At 58.9% G+C, this 14,724-nt stretch carries 11 protein-coding genes and 1 pseudogene; all 12 read left to right on the top strand.

Going from position 1 to position 14,724, the window contains the following annotated elements; all coding sequences use genetic code 11:
- Positions 1-507: 507 nt before the first annotated feature.
- On the top strand, positions 508-2,733 hold the full coding sequence (locus CES87_RS23315) for an NADP-dependent isocitrate dehydrogenase (protein WP_128607942.1): 2,226 nt from the start codon (positions 508-510) through the stop codon (positions 2,731-2,733).
- Between the two features lie 205 nt (positions 2,734-2,938).
- Positions 2,939-3,385 carry an NUDIX hydrolase gene (locus CES87_RS23310; protein ID WP_128607941.1) on the top strand — a complete coding sequence of 149 codons (447 nt, stop codon included), beginning with the start codon at positions 2,939-2,941 and terminating at the stop codon, positions 3,383-3,385.
- A 59-nt stretch (positions 3,386-3,444) separates the two neighbouring features.
- A complete protein-coding gene (mnmA, locus tag CES87_RS23305; RefSeq protein ID WP_128607940.1) occupies positions 3,445-4,590 on the top strand; it encodes a tRNA 2-thiouridine(34) synthase MnmA in 1,146 nt (381 codons plus the stop codon).
- A complete protein-coding gene (gene hflD / locus CES87_RS23300; RefSeq protein ID WP_128607939.1) occupies positions 4,587-5,210 on the top strand; it encodes a high frequency lysogenization protein HflD in 624 nt (207 codons plus the stop codon). Before mnmA ends, hflD begins: the two co-directional genes overlap by 4 nt.
- Before the next feature lie 127 nt (positions 5,211-5,337).
- Positions 5,338-6,708: an adenylosuccinate lyase gene (purB, locus tag CES87_RS23295; RefSeq protein WP_128607938.1), complete on the top strand. Its 1,371-nt coding sequence runs from the start codon at positions 5,338-5,340 to the stop codon at positions 6,706-6,708.
- A gap of 86 nt (positions 6,709-6,794) precedes the next feature.
- On the top strand, positions 6,795-7,964 hold the full coding sequence (locus CES87_RS23290) for a cupin domain-containing protein (RefSeq protein WP_128607937.1): 1,170 nt from the start codon (positions 6,795-6,797) through the stop codon (positions 7,962-7,964).
- The gene (locus CES87_RS23285; protein ID WP_128607936.1) at positions 7,957-8,382 is read left to right on the top strand and encodes a GNAT family N-acetyltransferase; all 426 of its coding nucleotides are present in this window, start codon (positions 7,957-7,959) and stop codon (positions 8,380-8,382) included. Before CES87_RS23290 ends, CES87_RS23285 begins: the two co-directional genes overlap by 8 nt.
- 213 nt (positions 8,383-8,595) lie before the next feature.
- Positions 8,596-9,357, top strand: coding sequence for a secretin N-terminal domain-containing protein (locus CES87_RS23280; protein WP_128607935.1), 762 nt, complete (start codon positions 8,596-8,598; stop codon positions 9,355-9,357).
- A gap of 473 nt (positions 9,358-9,830) precedes the next feature.
- Positions 9,831-11,155: pseudogene (gene aceA, locus CES87_RS23275) on the top strand (isocitrate lyase).
- A 611-nt stretch (positions 11,156-11,766) separates the two neighbouring features.
- Entirely contained in the window at positions 11,767-12,180 is a 414-nt protein-coding gene (locus tag CES87_RS23265; RefSeq protein ID WP_003223812.1) for an NADH-quinone oxidoreductase subunit A, read from the top strand.
- Positions 12,181-12,190: 10 nt separating this feature from the next.
- Positions 12,191-12,865, top strand: a complete 675-nt coding sequence (locus tag CES87_RS23260) for an NADH-quinone oxidoreductase subunit B family protein (protein WP_007946424.1) — start codon at positions 12,191-12,193, stop codon at positions 12,863-12,865.
- Between the two features lie 73 nt (positions 12,866-12,938).
- Positions 12,939-14,723 (top strand): NADH-quinone oxidoreductase subunit C/D, encoded by a 1,785-nt coding sequence (gene nuoC / locus CES87_RS23255; protein ID WP_128607934.1) that lies wholly within the window; start codon positions 12,939-12,941, stop codon positions 14,721-14,723.
- Position 14,724: the final 1 nt, after the last annotated feature.

The raw sequence follows: 14,724 nt of genomic DNA, 5'->3' as shown, positions 1-14,724 counted from the left end.
GCTGAACTCCATTGATTGGATTGAACATCTGGCTTGGTTCGAGCGTAACCCAGTTAAATCTGCGCGCAAACCCTCTGTTAGACCCATCAGCCGCAAAGCCGCTCAGATCGCGAGCTACAAGCCTGAAAGCAAAGGGAAAAGCGCCAAATTCAAGCACGACGAATGACTCTACGCCCGCCTCGCCCCTGCGACCTTTAGACCAATGGACGAGAACCGATTCACATGAACCATCGGCAGATTGCCAGCTACCTATGTATAATGCCGCCCGCTGACCACAGGGTCACGATGGCCGACCTCTCCTTGCTACCCAAATGTAGCCGAGACTTTGCGCCCATAGCCGGACTGTTATCGCAGTCCGACTGCTTGACGCTCTACTGATGCACCCAACATCACCGCGAAGAAACCTCGAAATTCGGCTCATGGATGACTTTGAACGAACGCGCTTACCCGGCGCCCCTCGAGTTTCTGCGCACGCTTTAGCAAAGAGAAGAGAGAGTTAATCCGAATATGCCCAACCGCTCGAAGATCATCTATACCTTCACCGACGAAGCCCCAGCCCTCGCCACCTATTCACTGCTGCCTATCGTAGAGGCCTTCACCGCCTCCGCTGATATCGCCGTTGAAACCCGCGATATCTCTCTTGCAGGGCGCATCCTGGCCAGCTTCCCCGAGCAACTGGGTGACAAAGCCGTAGCCGACCACCTCACCGAACTGGGCGACCTGGCCGTTACGCCTGAAGCCAACATCATCAAGCTGCCGAACATCAGCGCCTCGGTTCCGCAGCTGCAAGCCGCGATCAAAGAACTGCAAGCCCAGGGCTACGCGCTGCCGGACTACCCGGAAACCGTAACCAGCGACGCAGATAAAGTAGCCAAGTCCCGTTACGACAAGATCAAGGGCAGCGCCGTGAACCCGGTTCTGCGTGAAGGCAACTCCGACCGTCGTGCACCGCTGTCGGTCAAGAACTACGCACGCAAGCACCCGCACAAAATGGGCGCCTGGGCTGCTGACTCCAAGTCTCACGTCGCACACATGAGCACCGGCGATTTCTATGGCAGCGAAAAAGCTGCCCTGATCGACGCCGCTGACGCTGTGAAGATCGAGCTGATCGCAAAAGACGGCACCACCACCGTCCTGAAAGAAAAAACCACCGTTCAGGCCGGCGAGATCCTCGACTGCGCCGTGATGAGCAAAAACGCCCTGCGCGCCTTTATCGCTGCCGAAATCGAAAGTGCCAAGCAACAAGGCGTGCTGCTGTCGGTGCACCTCAAAGCCACCATGATGAAGGTCTCCGACCCGATCATGTTCGGCCAGATCGTTGCCGAGTTCTATAAAGACGCACTGGCCAAGCACGCTGAAGTGCTGGCGCAGATCGGCTTCAACCTGAACAACGGCATCGGCGACCTGTACGCCCGCATCAAGGCCCTGCCGGCCGAACAACAAGCTGCCATCGAAGCTGACATTCAAGCGGTCTACGCCGTTCGTCCGTCGCTGGCGATGGTCAACTCCGACAAGGGCATCACCAACCTGCACGTGCCGAGCGACGTCATCGTCGACGCCTCGATGCCTGCCATGATCCGTGACTCCGGCAAGATGTGGGGCACCGACGGCCAGCTGCACGACACCAAGGCTGTGATCCCGGATCGTTGCTACGCCACCATCTACCAGGCTGTGATCGAAGACTGCAAAGTAAACGGCGCCTTCGATCCGACCACCATGGGCAGCGTGCCAAACGTTGGCCTGATGGCGAAGAAAGCCGAAGAGTACGGCTCCCACGACAAGACCTTCCAGATCAAGGCTGACGGCGTGGTTCGCGTGACCGACAGCAAAGGCGCCCTGCTGATGGAGCAGGCTGTTGAAGCCGGCGACATCTTCCGCATGTGCCAGACCAAAGACGCGCCGATCCAGGATTGGGTCAAACTGGCTGTCAACCGTGCTCGCGCAAGCGCCACTCCAGCCATTTTCTGGCTGGACCCGATGCGCGCCCACGACGGCGTAGTGATCGAGAAAGTTCAGGCTTACCTGAAGGATCACGACACTGCCGGTCTGGACATCCAGATCATGGCACCGGTCGACGCGATGAAGTTCACCCTGCAGCGCACCCGTGAAGGCAAGGACACCATCTCGGTGACCGGCAACGTTCTGCGCGATTACCTGACCGACCTGTTCCCGATCATGGAACTGGGCACCAGCGCCAAGATGCTGTCGATCGTGCCGCTGATGAACGGCGGTGGTCTGTTCGAAACCGGCGCCGGCGGTTCGGCACCGAAGCACGTTCAGCAACTGCTGGAAGAGAACTTCCTGCGCTGGGACTCCCTGGGCGAGTTCCTGGCCCTGGCCGCTTCCCTTGAGCATTTGGGTGTGAACTACAACAACCCGAAAGCGCTGGTACTGTCCAAGACCCTGGACCAGGCCACCGGTCAGTTCCTGGACAACAACAAGTCGCCATCGCGCAAAGTCGGCAACATCGACAACCGCGGCAGCCACTTCTACCTGGCGCTGTACTGGGCTCAGGCCTTGGCTGCCCAGACCGAAGACACTGCACTGCAAGCGCAGTTCGGCACTCTGGCCAAAACCCTGACCGAGAACGAAGCAACCATCGTTGCCGAGCTCAACGCCGTTCAGGGCAAGCCAGTGGACATCGGCGGTTACTACCACGCCAATGCCGAACTGATCAGCAAGGCCATGCGCCCGAGCGCCACGCTCAACGCGGCGATTGCTGCGCTGGTGTAAGGTTGTAAAGATGTAAAGAAGCCCCGGCCAAGTGCCGGGGTTTCTGTTTGTGGCATTCCAATATGCACCACGGACAAATGTGGGAGCGGGCTTGCTCGCGAAAGCGATGGGCCAGTCGACATCAATGTTGAATAATAAACCGCATTCGCGAGCAAGCCCGCTCCCACATTGGCCATATTCCAATTTTAGACATCGAGGACGCTCCATGGACTGGCACCCACACATCACTGTCGCCACCATCGTCGAAGACAACGGTCGCTTCCTGATGGTCGAAGAACTCAAGCACGGACGCACGGTGCTCAACCAGCCCGCTGGCCACCTGGACCCGGATGAAACCCTGACCGAGGCCGCCGTGCGTGAAACCCTCGAGGAAACCGGCTGGGACGTCGAGCCGACCGCAGTGCTGGGCATTTATCTCTATACCGCTCCGAGCAACGGTGTGACCTATCAACGGGTCTGTTTCATCGCCAAACCGCTGAAACACAACCCCGACTACCAACTCGATGACGGCATCGTCGGCGCCAAGTGGTTGACCCGCGAGGAATTAATCGAGCAGCGCGATCACTGGCGCAGCGAGCTGATCATCCGCTGCATCGACGACTATCTAGCAGGCGTTCACTTCGGTCTCGAATTGATCCGTCCTTCTCTTTAGCCTTGCAGGCTTGAGCCTGATAGAATCGCGTCCTTTTTCAAGACACTCATTGAATCCCTATGCGTGATCCAGCCCCTTCTGATACACAAAAGAAGCGCGTCATTGTCGGTATGTCCGGCGGCGTGGACTCTTCCGTTTCCGCTCTCCTGCTAATCGAGCAGGGTTATGAGGTGGAAGGCCTGTTCATGAAGAACTGGGAAGAGGACGATGGAACGGAATACTGCACCGCAATGGACGACCTGGCGGACGCCCAGGCGGTGTGCGACAAGATTGGCATCAAGCTGCACACCGCCAACTTCGCCGCCGAGTACTGGGACAACGTGTTCGAGCACTTCCTGGCCGAATACAAGGCCGGCCGTACGCCGAACCCGGACATCCTGTGCAACCGCGAGATCAAGTTCAAGGCGTTCCTCGACTACGCCATGGTGCTCGGTGCCGACCTGATCGCCACCGGTCACTACGTGCGTCGCCGCGACATCGACGGCCGCACCGAACTGCTCAAGGGCCTGGACCCGAACAAGGACCAGAGCTACTTCCTGCACGCCGTCGGCGGCGAACAGATCGCCAAGACCCTGTTCCCGGTCGGCGAACTGGAAAAACCTCAAGTGCGGGCGATTGCCGAGAAGTACGAACTGGCAACGGCGAAGAAAAAGGATTCCACCGGAATCTGCTTTATCGGCGAACGCCGTTTCAGCGACTTCCTCAAGCAATACCTGCCGGCGCAACCGGGCGAAATCAAAACCACCGAAGGTGAAGTCATCGGCCGTCACCACGGCTTGATGTACCACACCATCGGCCAGCGCCAGGGCCTTGGTATCGGAGGTTTGAAAGACGCCGGCGAAGAGCCGTGGTACGTGCTGATCAAGGACCTGGAACACAACGAACTGATCGTTGGCCAGGGCAACGACCACCCGTGGCTGTTCTCCCGCGCCCTGCTCGCCTCCGACATCTATTGGGTCAACCCGATCGACCTGAGCCAGCCGCGCAAGCTGACCGCCAAAGTCCGCTATCGCCAGAGCGACCAGCCCTGCACCCTGGAAAAGACCGCTACCGGCTACCGTGCGACCTTCGATGATCCGCAACGCGCGGTCACTCCGGGCCAGTCCGTGGTGTTCTATGACGGTGAAATCTGCCTCGGTGGCGGTGTCATCGAAGTAGCTGAACCATGGACGAGCAAGGGCACTTCCAAAGGCCAGCAACAATGAGCCCGATTCAGGAGCAACTGACAGCGCTTGGCGGCGTATTTCTCGCCGCCGTGCTGGTCGACAAGATCGCCAAGACCGGCCAGACCAACGAGGCCGGCCTGACCTGCATGCTCGGCAGCCTGTTGATCCGCGACCCCAAGGACACCCTGGAAGTCTACGGTGGCGACGACATCAACCTGCGCGAAGGTTATCGCGCCTTGATCGGCGCCCTCGAACGCGACCCAAGCGCCCTGCAGCGCGAACCGCTGCGCTATGCGCTGGCCATGCTTGGCCTTGAGCGCCAACTGGCCAAGCGTGAGGACATGCTGGAGGTGATCGGCAAACGCCTGCCGCAGATTCAGTCCCAGGTTGATCACTTCGGCCCGGCCCACGAAAACGTGATCGCCGCGTGCGGCGGCCTGTACCAGGACACCCTGAGTACCCTGCGCCAGCGCATCCAGGTCCACGGCGACATGCGCAACCTGCAGCAACCGAGCAACGCCTCGAAAATCCGCGCCCTGTTGCTGGCCGGCATTCGTTCGGCACGCCTGTGGCGGCAATTGGGCGGACATCGCTGGCAACTGGTGATCAGCCGCCGCAAATTACTCAAAGAGCTTTACCCGCTGATGCGCAGCAGCTGAAGCGCATCAGTAACACCGCTTTGTAGTCTGTAACGCGTAATACGCTGGTCAGTTGGCAACGGACCCGCGGATTTTTTCATGTATGATACGCGCCCCATTTCGTTGCCCGACTGTCCGAGAACACCCCATGCAGCTCTCTTCGCTCACTGCGGTTTCCCCTGTTGACGGCCGCTACGCCGGCAAAACCCAGGCCCTGCGCCCTATTTTCAGCGAGTACGGTCTGATCCGTGCCCGCGTCCTGGTTGAAGTGCGCTGGCTCCAGCGCCTGGCCGCTCACCCTGCCATCAGCGAAGTGCCGGCGTTCTCCGCGCAAGCCAACGCGGTATTGAATACCCTGGCGGAAAACTTCTCTCTGGAGCACGCCGAGCGCGTCAAAGAGATCGAGCGCACCACCAACCACGACGTTAAAGCCATCGAGTACCTGCTCAAAGAGCAAGCGGCCAAGCTGCCGGAACTGGCCGCTGTCAGCGAATTCATCCACTTCGCCTGCACCAGCGAGGACATCAACAACCTGTCCCACGCCCTGATGCTGCGCGAAGGCCGTGATGATGTGATGCTGCCGCTGATGCGCCAGACTGCCGAAGCCATCCGCGAACTGGCCATCCGTTTTGCCGACGTGCCGATGCTGTCGCGTACCCACGGTCAACCGGCTTCGCCGACGACCCTGGGCAAGGAACTGGCGAACGTGGTTTACCGCTTGGAGCGTCAAATCGCCCAGGTCGCCGCCGTTCCGCTGCTGGGCAAGATCAACGGCGCTGTCGGCAACTACAACGCACACCTGTCGGCCTACCCTGAGATCGACTGGGAAGCCAACGCCCGCGCCTTCATCGAAGACGAGCTGGGCCTGGGCTTCAACCCGTACACCACGCAAATCGAGCCGCACGACTACATCGCCGAACTGTTCGACGCGATCGCTCGCTTCAACACCATCCTGATCGACTTCGACCGTGACATCTGGGGCTACATCTCCCTGGGTTACTTCAAACAGCGCACCATCGCTGGCGAAATCGGTTCGTCGACCATGCCGCACAAGGTCAACCCGATCGACTTCGAAAACTCCGAAGGCAACCTGGGCATCGCCAACGCACTGTTCCAGCACCTGGCGAGCAAGCTGCCGATCTCCCGCTGGCAGCGCGACCTGACCGACTCCACCGTACTGCGCAACCTCGGTGTCGGCTTCGCCCACAGCGTGATCGCGTACGAAGCCAGCCTCAAAGGCATCAGCAAGCTCGAACTCAACGCTGACAAAATTGCTGCCGATCTGGACGCTTGCTGGGAAGTCCTGGCCGAGCCAATCCAGACCGTGATGCGCCGCTACAACATCGAAAATCCGTACGAGAAGCTGAAAGAACTGACGCGCGGCAAGGGCATCAGCCCACAAGCGCTGCAGACTTTCATCGACGGCCTGGACATGCCAGCCGCGGCCAAGGCCGAGCTGAAATTGCTCACCCCGGCGAACTACATCGGTAACGCTGTAGAGCAAGCCAAACGCATCTGATCGACCGCTTGACCCTTTTAAGACGCCCGGCAGCGCCGGGCGTTTTTATTCCCGTATGAAAAGTAATTTTTTTCAATAGGTTACACATGAATCCTGACATTCCTCTTCAACTTTTGGGCGGCATCACGGCACGGGAATTCCTGCGCGACTACTGGCAGAAAAAACCGCTGTTGATCCGTCAGGCAATTCCCGATTTCGAAAGCCCGATCGACGCCGACGAACTGGCCGGCCTGGCGCTGGAAGAAGAAGTCGAATCACGCCTGATCATCGAGCACGGCGAGCGCCCATGGGAATTGCGTCGCGGCCCGTTTGCCGAAGACGAATTCAGCAAATTGCCGGAACGCGAGTGGACCCTGCTGGTTCAAGCGGTGGACCAGTTCGTTCCGGAAGTCAGCGAACTGCTGGAGCACTTCCGCTTCCTGCCAAGCTGGCGCATCGACGACGTGATGATCAGCTTCGCAGCCCCCGGTGGCAGCGTCGGTCCGCACTTCGACAACTACGACGTATTCCTGCTGCAAGGCCACGGCAAGCGCAACTGGAAAATCGGCCAGATGTGCGACTCCGAGAGCCCGCTGCTGCAACACGCCGATCTGCGTATTCTCGCTGATTTCGAAGCTACCGATGAGTGGGTACTGGAACCGGGCGATATGCTGTACCTGCCGCCGCGCCTGGCCCACTGCGGCGTGGCTGTCGACGATTGCTTGACCTACTCCGTCGGTTTCCGCGCACCGAGCGCCGCTGAAGTGCTGACCCACTTCACCGACTTCCTCAGCCAGTTCCTGCCGGACGAAGAGCGTTACACCGACGCCGACGCCTTGCCAGTGACCGACCCACATCAGATTCAACACGACGCCCTCGACCGCTTGAAAGGCCTGCTGGCTGAGCATATGAGCGACGAGCGCCTGCTGTTGACCTGGTTTGGCCAGTTCATGACCGAACCGCGCTACCCGGAACTGGTAGTCGGCCCGGAAGACCTCGAAGAAGACGACGTCCTCAGCGCCCTGGAGCAGGGCGCGGTACTGATCCGCAACCCGAGCGCGCGCCTGGCCTGGTCGGAAGTCGATGACGACCTGCTGCTGTTCGCCAGCGGCCAGAGCCGTTACCTGCCCGGCAAACTGCGCGAACTGCTGAAGATGATCTGCGCCGCCGACGCACTGCACGTCGACAACCTGGGTGACTGGTTGACCGACGAAGACGGCCGCGGCCTGCTGTGCGAACTAGTCAAGCAGGGAAGCCTGGGGTTCGCCGATGAATAAGATTCACGTACGTGTCGCAGACTGGCAAAAGGATAACGCCGAGATCCGGCGCATTCGTGAAGCGGTGTTTGTCGCCGAGCAGTCCGTCCCGCCTGAACTGGAATGGGATGCTGACGACGTAACTGCCGTGCATTTCCTGGCTCTGGAAGGTGACTTTCCGGTCGGTACCGCTCGCTTGCTGCCCGACGGACACGTCGGCCGGGTGTCGGTACTCAAGGACTGGCGCGGACTGAAAGTCGGCGATGCGCTGATGCAGGCGGTGATCGGTGAAGCCGACAAGCGTGGGCTGAAGCAGCAGATGCTCAGCGCCCAGGTACAGGCCACGGCGTTCTATGAGCGCCTGGGTTTTCGCATGGTCAGTGAGGAATTTCTGGAAGCGGGCATCCCGCATGTGGACATGGTGCGCGAGTCGGCTTAAAACCGCGCCGCCCTTTTCGCGGGCAAGCCTCGCTCCTACAGGTACCCACGCTCCGTAGGAGCGAGGCTTGCCCGCGAAGGCGACCGAAAGATCTGCACAAAAACGCCCCGCCATTCTCCAATGCCGGGGCGTTTTGCTGCCTGCGATTCAACTTGCCCCACTGCGGGCCGACAAAGTGGCAACATACAGTCTTTGAAGGCGGAGATAACGGATATGTCCCTACGCACCCTGCTCACCACACTGTTGGTGACCTGCAGTTTTTCGGTCATGGCAGCCACCGAAATCGTGCCACTGAACTACCACACCAGCGCCAATATGTTACCGGTAGCGCAGGATTTCATCGGCAAGGAAGGCCAGGTCAGCGCCTACGGCAATCAGCTCATAGTCAACGCCGATCAGCGCAAGATCGACGAACTTAAAACCTTGTTAGGCCAACTTGATACCGCCCCAAAACGCCTGTTGATCACCGTCGACACCAACGAAAACAACTTCCAGGGTGATCAGGGTTATTCGGTGAATGGCGCCAAGCCGAGTCAGACTCGCATCATCAATCGCAGCACCGACAGTCGTGACGGGGGCATCCAGCAAATCCAGGCCACCGATGGGATGCCGGCACTGATCCAGGTCGGCCAGAGCGTGCCGCTGACCAGCAGCCAGACCGACTCCTACGGTGACCTGCGCAGCCAAACCGAATACCGCAACGTCACCCAGGGTTTCTATGTCACCGCCAGCGTCACCGGCGAGATCGTGCACCTGTCGATCAGTACCAACCGTGACCGCATGAGCCAGGAACGTCCCGATGTAGTGAACGTGCAAAGCACCGACACAACCGTCACCGGGCGCCTTGGCGAATGGATCATGCTGGCCGGGGTGAATCGCCAGACACAGGCCGACAAACAGGGTGGAACCCGCAGCTACTCGACCCAGGGGCGTGATGACATGACTTTGCGGGTAAAGGTCGATGCGCTGGACTAAACCACCGAATACTGACTGGCAAGTCGTATTAGACCAAAGATGTAGTGCTTGAAAAAAAGCACTACAAAACGTTTGACGAGCCAAAAAAGCGAAGGCATGATGGCCTCGCTCCCGCTAATCAGGGGCCCTGGCAAGGGCCTTCGAGGCGATGTTCGCATCTACCCCGCGAACCGCTTCGTGTCTGTACCGCCCACAAGGTGTGTTTGACGAGGTTGCCGACTGGAACGAAGTTGTCCCGAGGGACGGAAGCGTAATTAGGTAACCGGCACCACACTGATGTTCGCACCAAGGCCCACGACGCCCGAATGCGCCCGCAGTCCGCCTTTACCTGCTCACTTCCCCTCGAGCCCATCGTTCATCCCGTCGCCATCCCCGCCGAATCCGACTTGACCGCCTAAGCTTCTGGTCAGCGAGCGCAGGAATTTTCCACCGCAGAACAACTTTTCATACAAGACGCGACGAGGTTTATCTCCATGGCACTGACACGCGAACAGCAAATTGCAGCCCTCGAAAAAGACTGGGCTGAAAACCCACGCTGGAAAGGCGTGACACGCGCTTACTCCGCTGCTGACGTCGTCCGCCTGCGTGGTTCGGTTCAACCTGAGCACACCTTTGCAAAACTCGGCGCCGAGAAGCTGTGGAACCTGGTTACCCAGGGCGCCAAGCCATCCTTCCGTCCTGATAAAGATTTCGTCAACTGCATGGGCGCCCTGACCGGCGGCCAGGCTGTACAACAAGTAAAAGCCGGCATCCAGGCGATCTACCTGTCGGGCTGGCAAGTAGCTGCGGACAACAACTCCGCCGAATCGATGTACCCGGATCAGTCGCTGTACCCGGTGGACTCGGTTCCAACCGTGGTCAAGCGCATCAACAACTCGTTCCGTCGTGCTGACCAGATCCAGTGGAAAGCCGGTAAGAATCCGGGCGATGAAGGCTACATCGACTACTTCGCACCGATCGTTGCTGACGCCGAAGCCGGTTTCGGTGGCGTACTGAACGCTTACGAGCTGATGAAGAGCATGATCGAAGCAGGCGCCGCTGGCGTTCACTTCGAAGACCAACTGGCTTCCGTGAAGAAATGCGGCCACATGGGCGGCAAGGTACTGGTTCCTACCCAGGAAGCCGTACAGAAGCTGACCGCTGCCCGTCTGGCAGCCGACGTAGCCGGTACTCCGACCATCATCTTGGCCCGTACCGACGCTAACGCAGCTGACTTGCTGACTTCCGACTGCGACCCGTACGACCAGCCATTCGTGACTGGCGAACGTACCCAGGAAGGCTTCTACAAAGTGCGCGCCGGTCTGGACCAGGCAATCGCTCGCGGCCTGGCCTACGCGCCGTACGCCGACCTGATCTGGTGCGAAACCGCCAAGCCGGATCTGGACGAAGCCCGTCGCTTCGCCGAAGCGATCAAAAGGAATACCCGGACCAACTGCTGTCGTACAACTGCTCGCCTTCCTTCAACTGGAAGAAAAACCTGGACGACGCGACCATCGCCAAGTTCCAGCGCGAACTGTCCGCCATGGGTTACAAACACCAGTTCATCACCCTGGCCGGCATTCACAACATGTGGCACAGCATGTTCAACCTGGCGCACGACTACGCCCGTAACGACATGACTGCCTACGTGAAGCTGCAAGAGCAGGAATTCGCTGACGCCTCCAAGGGTTACACCTTCGTGGCTCACCAGCAGGAAGTGGGCACCGGCTACTTCGACGACATGACCACCGTGATCCAGGGTGGCTCATCTTCGGTTACCGCGCTGACCGGCTCGACTGAAGAAGAACAGTTCCACTGATTGCTTCGCCTGAGTAAACGGCCGTTGCGGACCGTATAGAAAGCTAACCGCAGCGCTGCACATCTGACGCCCCGACTGGTTCGGGGCGTTTTTTTGTCCGGGATTCCCCCCGCCCCTGTAGGAGCGAGGCTTGCCCGCGAAGAACGATGACGCGCAGCACCTGAAACACCGCAGCGCGTTCTTCGCGGGCAAGCCTCGCTCCTACAGAATACGGGCCCGCTCAAACCCACACAGCAGCCAGAAAATCCGCTCAAACGTGCCCCACCCCTGCTTGCAGTTACGTCCATATAAGACAACTTCCCAACTTCAAGCCGAATAAACAGTTTAAAAATCAAACCAAACAATATTGATTATCATTTAGCTGGAACTATATTCGTTACATTCCCTACAAAACATAATTCCCGAAAAACCGGCTAATGCCCGCAACGCAAGGCCTACGGCGCTTTTGGCGTTCGCTATGTCCTTATTCCTATAAATAATTTCGCTATAGGAATTTTACTTGCGGGGTGTTTAGCCATAAAATCAGCGGGATTGATTGCTGCGACATATCGTCACTGCTTTGTTTCTTTTTCAAGCTCAGAGACCTTTGCTCTCTGTTAAGGATTACCAGCATGCCCGAAGCGACAGGACTCATGGCCCACAACTGGGGCTTTGCCATTTTCCTTCTGGGCGTTGTCGGCCTCTGCGCCTTCATGCTCGGCGTCTCCAGCCTCCTTGGGTCAAAAGCCTGGGGCCGCAGCAAAAACGAACCGTTCGAGTCCGGCATGCTACCTACAGGTGGCGCCCGCTTGCGGCTCTCAGCCAAATTCTATCTGGTCGCGATGCTCTTCGTGATCTTCGATATCGAAGCCCTCTTTCTCTTTGCATGGTCTGTGTCCGTCCGCGAAAGCGGCTGGACCGGATTCGTCGAAGCTCTCGTTTTCATAGCAATTCTGTTGGCAGGCCTTGTCTACCTATTCCGAGTGGGCGCCCTTGACTGGGCTCCGGAAGCTCGTCGTAAGCGGCAAGCGAAGCTGAAACAATGAGGCTTTGGCAATGCAATACAATCTCACCAGGATCGACCCCGATGCTCCTAACGAGCAGTATCCGATTGGCGAACGGGAAACCGTTTCCGATCCGTTAGAAGATCAAGTCCACAAAAACATTTTCATGGGCAAGCTCGAAGACGTGCTTAACGGCACGATCAACTGGGGGCGCAAGAACTCCCTGTGGCCGTATAACTTCGGTCTTTCGTGCTGCTACGTGGAAATGACCACCGCCTTCACGGCGCCCCACGACATCGCGCGCTTTGGCGCCGAGGTTATCCGGGCATCGCCGCGTCAGGCGGATTTCATGGTTATCGCCGGTACCTGCTTCATCAAGATGGCGCCGATCATTCAGCGTCTCTACGAGCAAATGCTCGAACCTAAATGGGTTATCTCCATGGGTTCGTGCGCCAACTCCGGTGGCATGTACGACATCTACTCTGTCGTTCAAGGGGTGGACAAGTTCCTGCCCGTGGACGTCTACGTGCCTGGCTGCCCGCCCCGCCCTGAAGCTTTCCTGCAAGGCTTGATGCTGCTGCAGGAGTCGATTGGCCAGGAGCGTCGCCCACTTTCCTGGGTCGTCGGTGATCAAGGCGTTTATCGCGCCGAGATGCCTTCCGAAAAGGAAAAGCGCCGCGAACAGCGTATCGCAGTGACCAACCTGCGCAGCCCCGACGAAGTCTGATCCAGTTCAGCTGTTTCAAAGAAACGAAAAACTGGCCTCATTCTTTACGTTGACCGAAAGCGATAAAATAACCATGACTACAGGCAGTGCTCTGTACATCCCGCCTTACAAGGCAGACGACCAGGATGTGGTCGTCGAACTGAACAACCGTTTTGGCCCCGAGGCGTTCACCGCCCAGCCTACCCGCACCGGCATGCCGGTGCTTTGGGTTGCCCGCGCCAAACTCGTTGAAGTCCTGACTTTCCTGCGCAACCTGCCCAAGCCGTACGTCATGCTTTATGACCTGCACGGCGTGGACGAGCGCCTGCGCACCAAGCGTCAAGGGCTGCCGAACGGCGTCGAGTTCTCCGTTTTCTATCACTTGATGTCGATCGAGCGTAATAGTGACGTAATGATCAAGGTCGCCTTATCCGAGAGCGACCTCAGCCTGCCGACCGTCACCAGCATCTGGCCGAATGCCAACTGGTACGAGCGTGAAGTCTGGGACATGTACGGTATCGACTTCAAAGGTCACCCGCACCTGACCCGCATCATGATGCCGCCGACCTGGGAAGGTCACCCGCTGCGCAAGGACTTCCCGGCCCGTGCCACCGAGTTCGATCCATTCAGCCTGACCCTGGCCAAGCAACAGCTTGAGGAAGAAGCCGCGCGCTTCAAGCCTGAAGACTGGGGCATGAAACGTTCCGGCCCGAACGAGGACTACATGTTCCTCAACCTGGGTCCCAACCACCCTTCGGCGCACGGTGCGTTCCGCATCATCTTGCAGCTGGACGGTGAAGAGATCGTCGACTGTGTACCGGACGTCGGCTACCACCACCGTGGTGCCGAGAAGATGGCCGAGCGTCAGTCCTGGCACAGCTTCATTCCGTACACCGACCGTATCGACTACCTCGGCGGCGTGATGAACAACCTGCCGTACGTGCTCTCGGTCGAGAAGCTGGCCGGCATCAAGGTGCCCGAGAAGGTCGACGTCATCCGCATCATGATGGCCGAGTTCTTCCGGATCACCAGCCACCTGCTGTTCCTGGGTACCTACATCCAGGACGTCGGCGCCATGACCCCGGTGTTCTTCACCTTCACCGACCGCCAGCGCGCGTACACGGTGATCGAAGCCATTACCGGTTTCCGCCTGCACCCGGCCTGGTACCGCATCGGTGGCGTCGCCCACGACCTGCCGCGCGGCTGGGAAAAACTGGTCAAGGATTTCGTCGAGTGGATGCCAAAGCGTCTCGACGAATACCAGAAAGCCGCACTGGACAACAGCATCCTGCGTGGCCGGACCATCGGCGTCGCCGACTACAACACCAAGCAAGCCCTGGAATGGGGCGTGACCGGTGCTGGCCTGCGTTCGACCGGTTGCGACTTCGACCTGCGTAAAGCGCGCCCGTACTCGGGCTACGAGAACTTCGAATTCGAAGTACCGCTGGCCGCCAATGGCGATGCCTACGACCGTTGCATCGTGCGCGTCGAAGAAATGCGCCAGAGCATCAGGATCATCGATCAGTGCATGCGCAACATGCCGGAAGGCCCGTACAAGGCGGATCACCCGCTGACTACCCCGCCACCGAAAGAGCGCACGCTGCAACACATCGAAACCTTGATCACGCACTTCCTGCAAGTTTCGTGGGGCCCGGTCATGCCGGCCAACGAATCCTTCCAGATGATCGAAGCGACCAAGGGCATCAACAGTTATTACCTGACGAGCGATGGCGGCACCATGAGCTACCGCACCCGGATTCGTACCCCAAGCTTCCCGCATCTGCAGCAGATCCCTTCGGTGATCAAAGGCAGCATGGTCGCGGACTTGATCGCGTACCTGGGTAGTATCGATTTCGTTATGGCCGACGTGGACCGCTAAG

The sequence above is a fragment of the Pseudomonas sp. ERMR1:02 genome (assembly GCF_002277815.1).
Taxonomy (GTDB): Bacteria; Pseudomonadota; Gammaproteobacteria; order Pseudomonadales; family Pseudomonadaceae; genus Aquipseudomonas.
The sequence above is the reverse complement of the archived record's forward strand: the minus strand, read 5'-3'. Positions and strand labels throughout refer to the sequence as shown.

Excerpts from the sequence above, each read along its gene's own strand:
- CES87_RS23315 (WP_128607942.1), top strand. The coding sequence starts at position 508 with ATGCCCAACCGCTCGAAGATCATCTATACCTTCACCGACGAAGCCCCA.
- CES87_RS23310 (WP_128607941.1), top strand. The coding sequence starts at position 2,939 with ATGGACTGGCACCCACACATCACTGTCGCCACCATCGTCGAAGACAAC.
- mnmA (WP_128607940.1), top strand. The coding sequence starts at position 3,445 with ATGCGTGATCCAGCCCCTTCTGATACACAAAAGAAGCGCGTCATTGTC.
- hflD (WP_128607939.1), top strand. The coding sequence starts at position 4,587 with ATGAGCCCGATTCAGGAGCAACTGACAGCGCTTGGCGGCGTATTTCTC.
- purB (WP_128607938.1), top strand. The coding sequence starts at position 5,338 with ATGCAGCTCTCTTCGCTCACTGCGGTTTCCCCTGTTGACGGCCGCTAC.
- CES87_RS23290 (WP_128607937.1), top strand. The coding sequence starts at position 6,795 with ATGAATCCTGACATTCCTCTTCAACTTTTGGGCGGCATCACGGCACGG.
- CES87_RS23285 (WP_128607936.1), top strand. The coding sequence starts at position 7,957 with ATGAATAAGATTCACGTACGTGTCGCAGACTGGCAAAAGGATAACGCC.
- CES87_RS23280 (WP_128607935.1), top strand. The coding sequence starts at position 8,596 with ATGTCCCTACGCACCCTGCTCACCACACTGTTGGTGACCTGCAGTTTT.
- CES87_RS23265 (WP_003223812.1), top strand. The coding sequence starts at position 11,767 with ATGCCCGAAGCGACAGGACTCATGGCCCACAACTGGGGCTTTGCCATT.
- CES87_RS23260 (WP_007946424.1), top strand. The coding sequence starts at position 12,191 with ATGCAATACAATCTCACCAGGATCGACCCCGATGCTCCTAACGAGCAG.
- nuoC (WP_128607934.1), top strand. The coding sequence starts at position 12,939 with ATGACTACAGGCAGTGCTCTGTACATCCCGCCTTACAAGGCAGACGAC.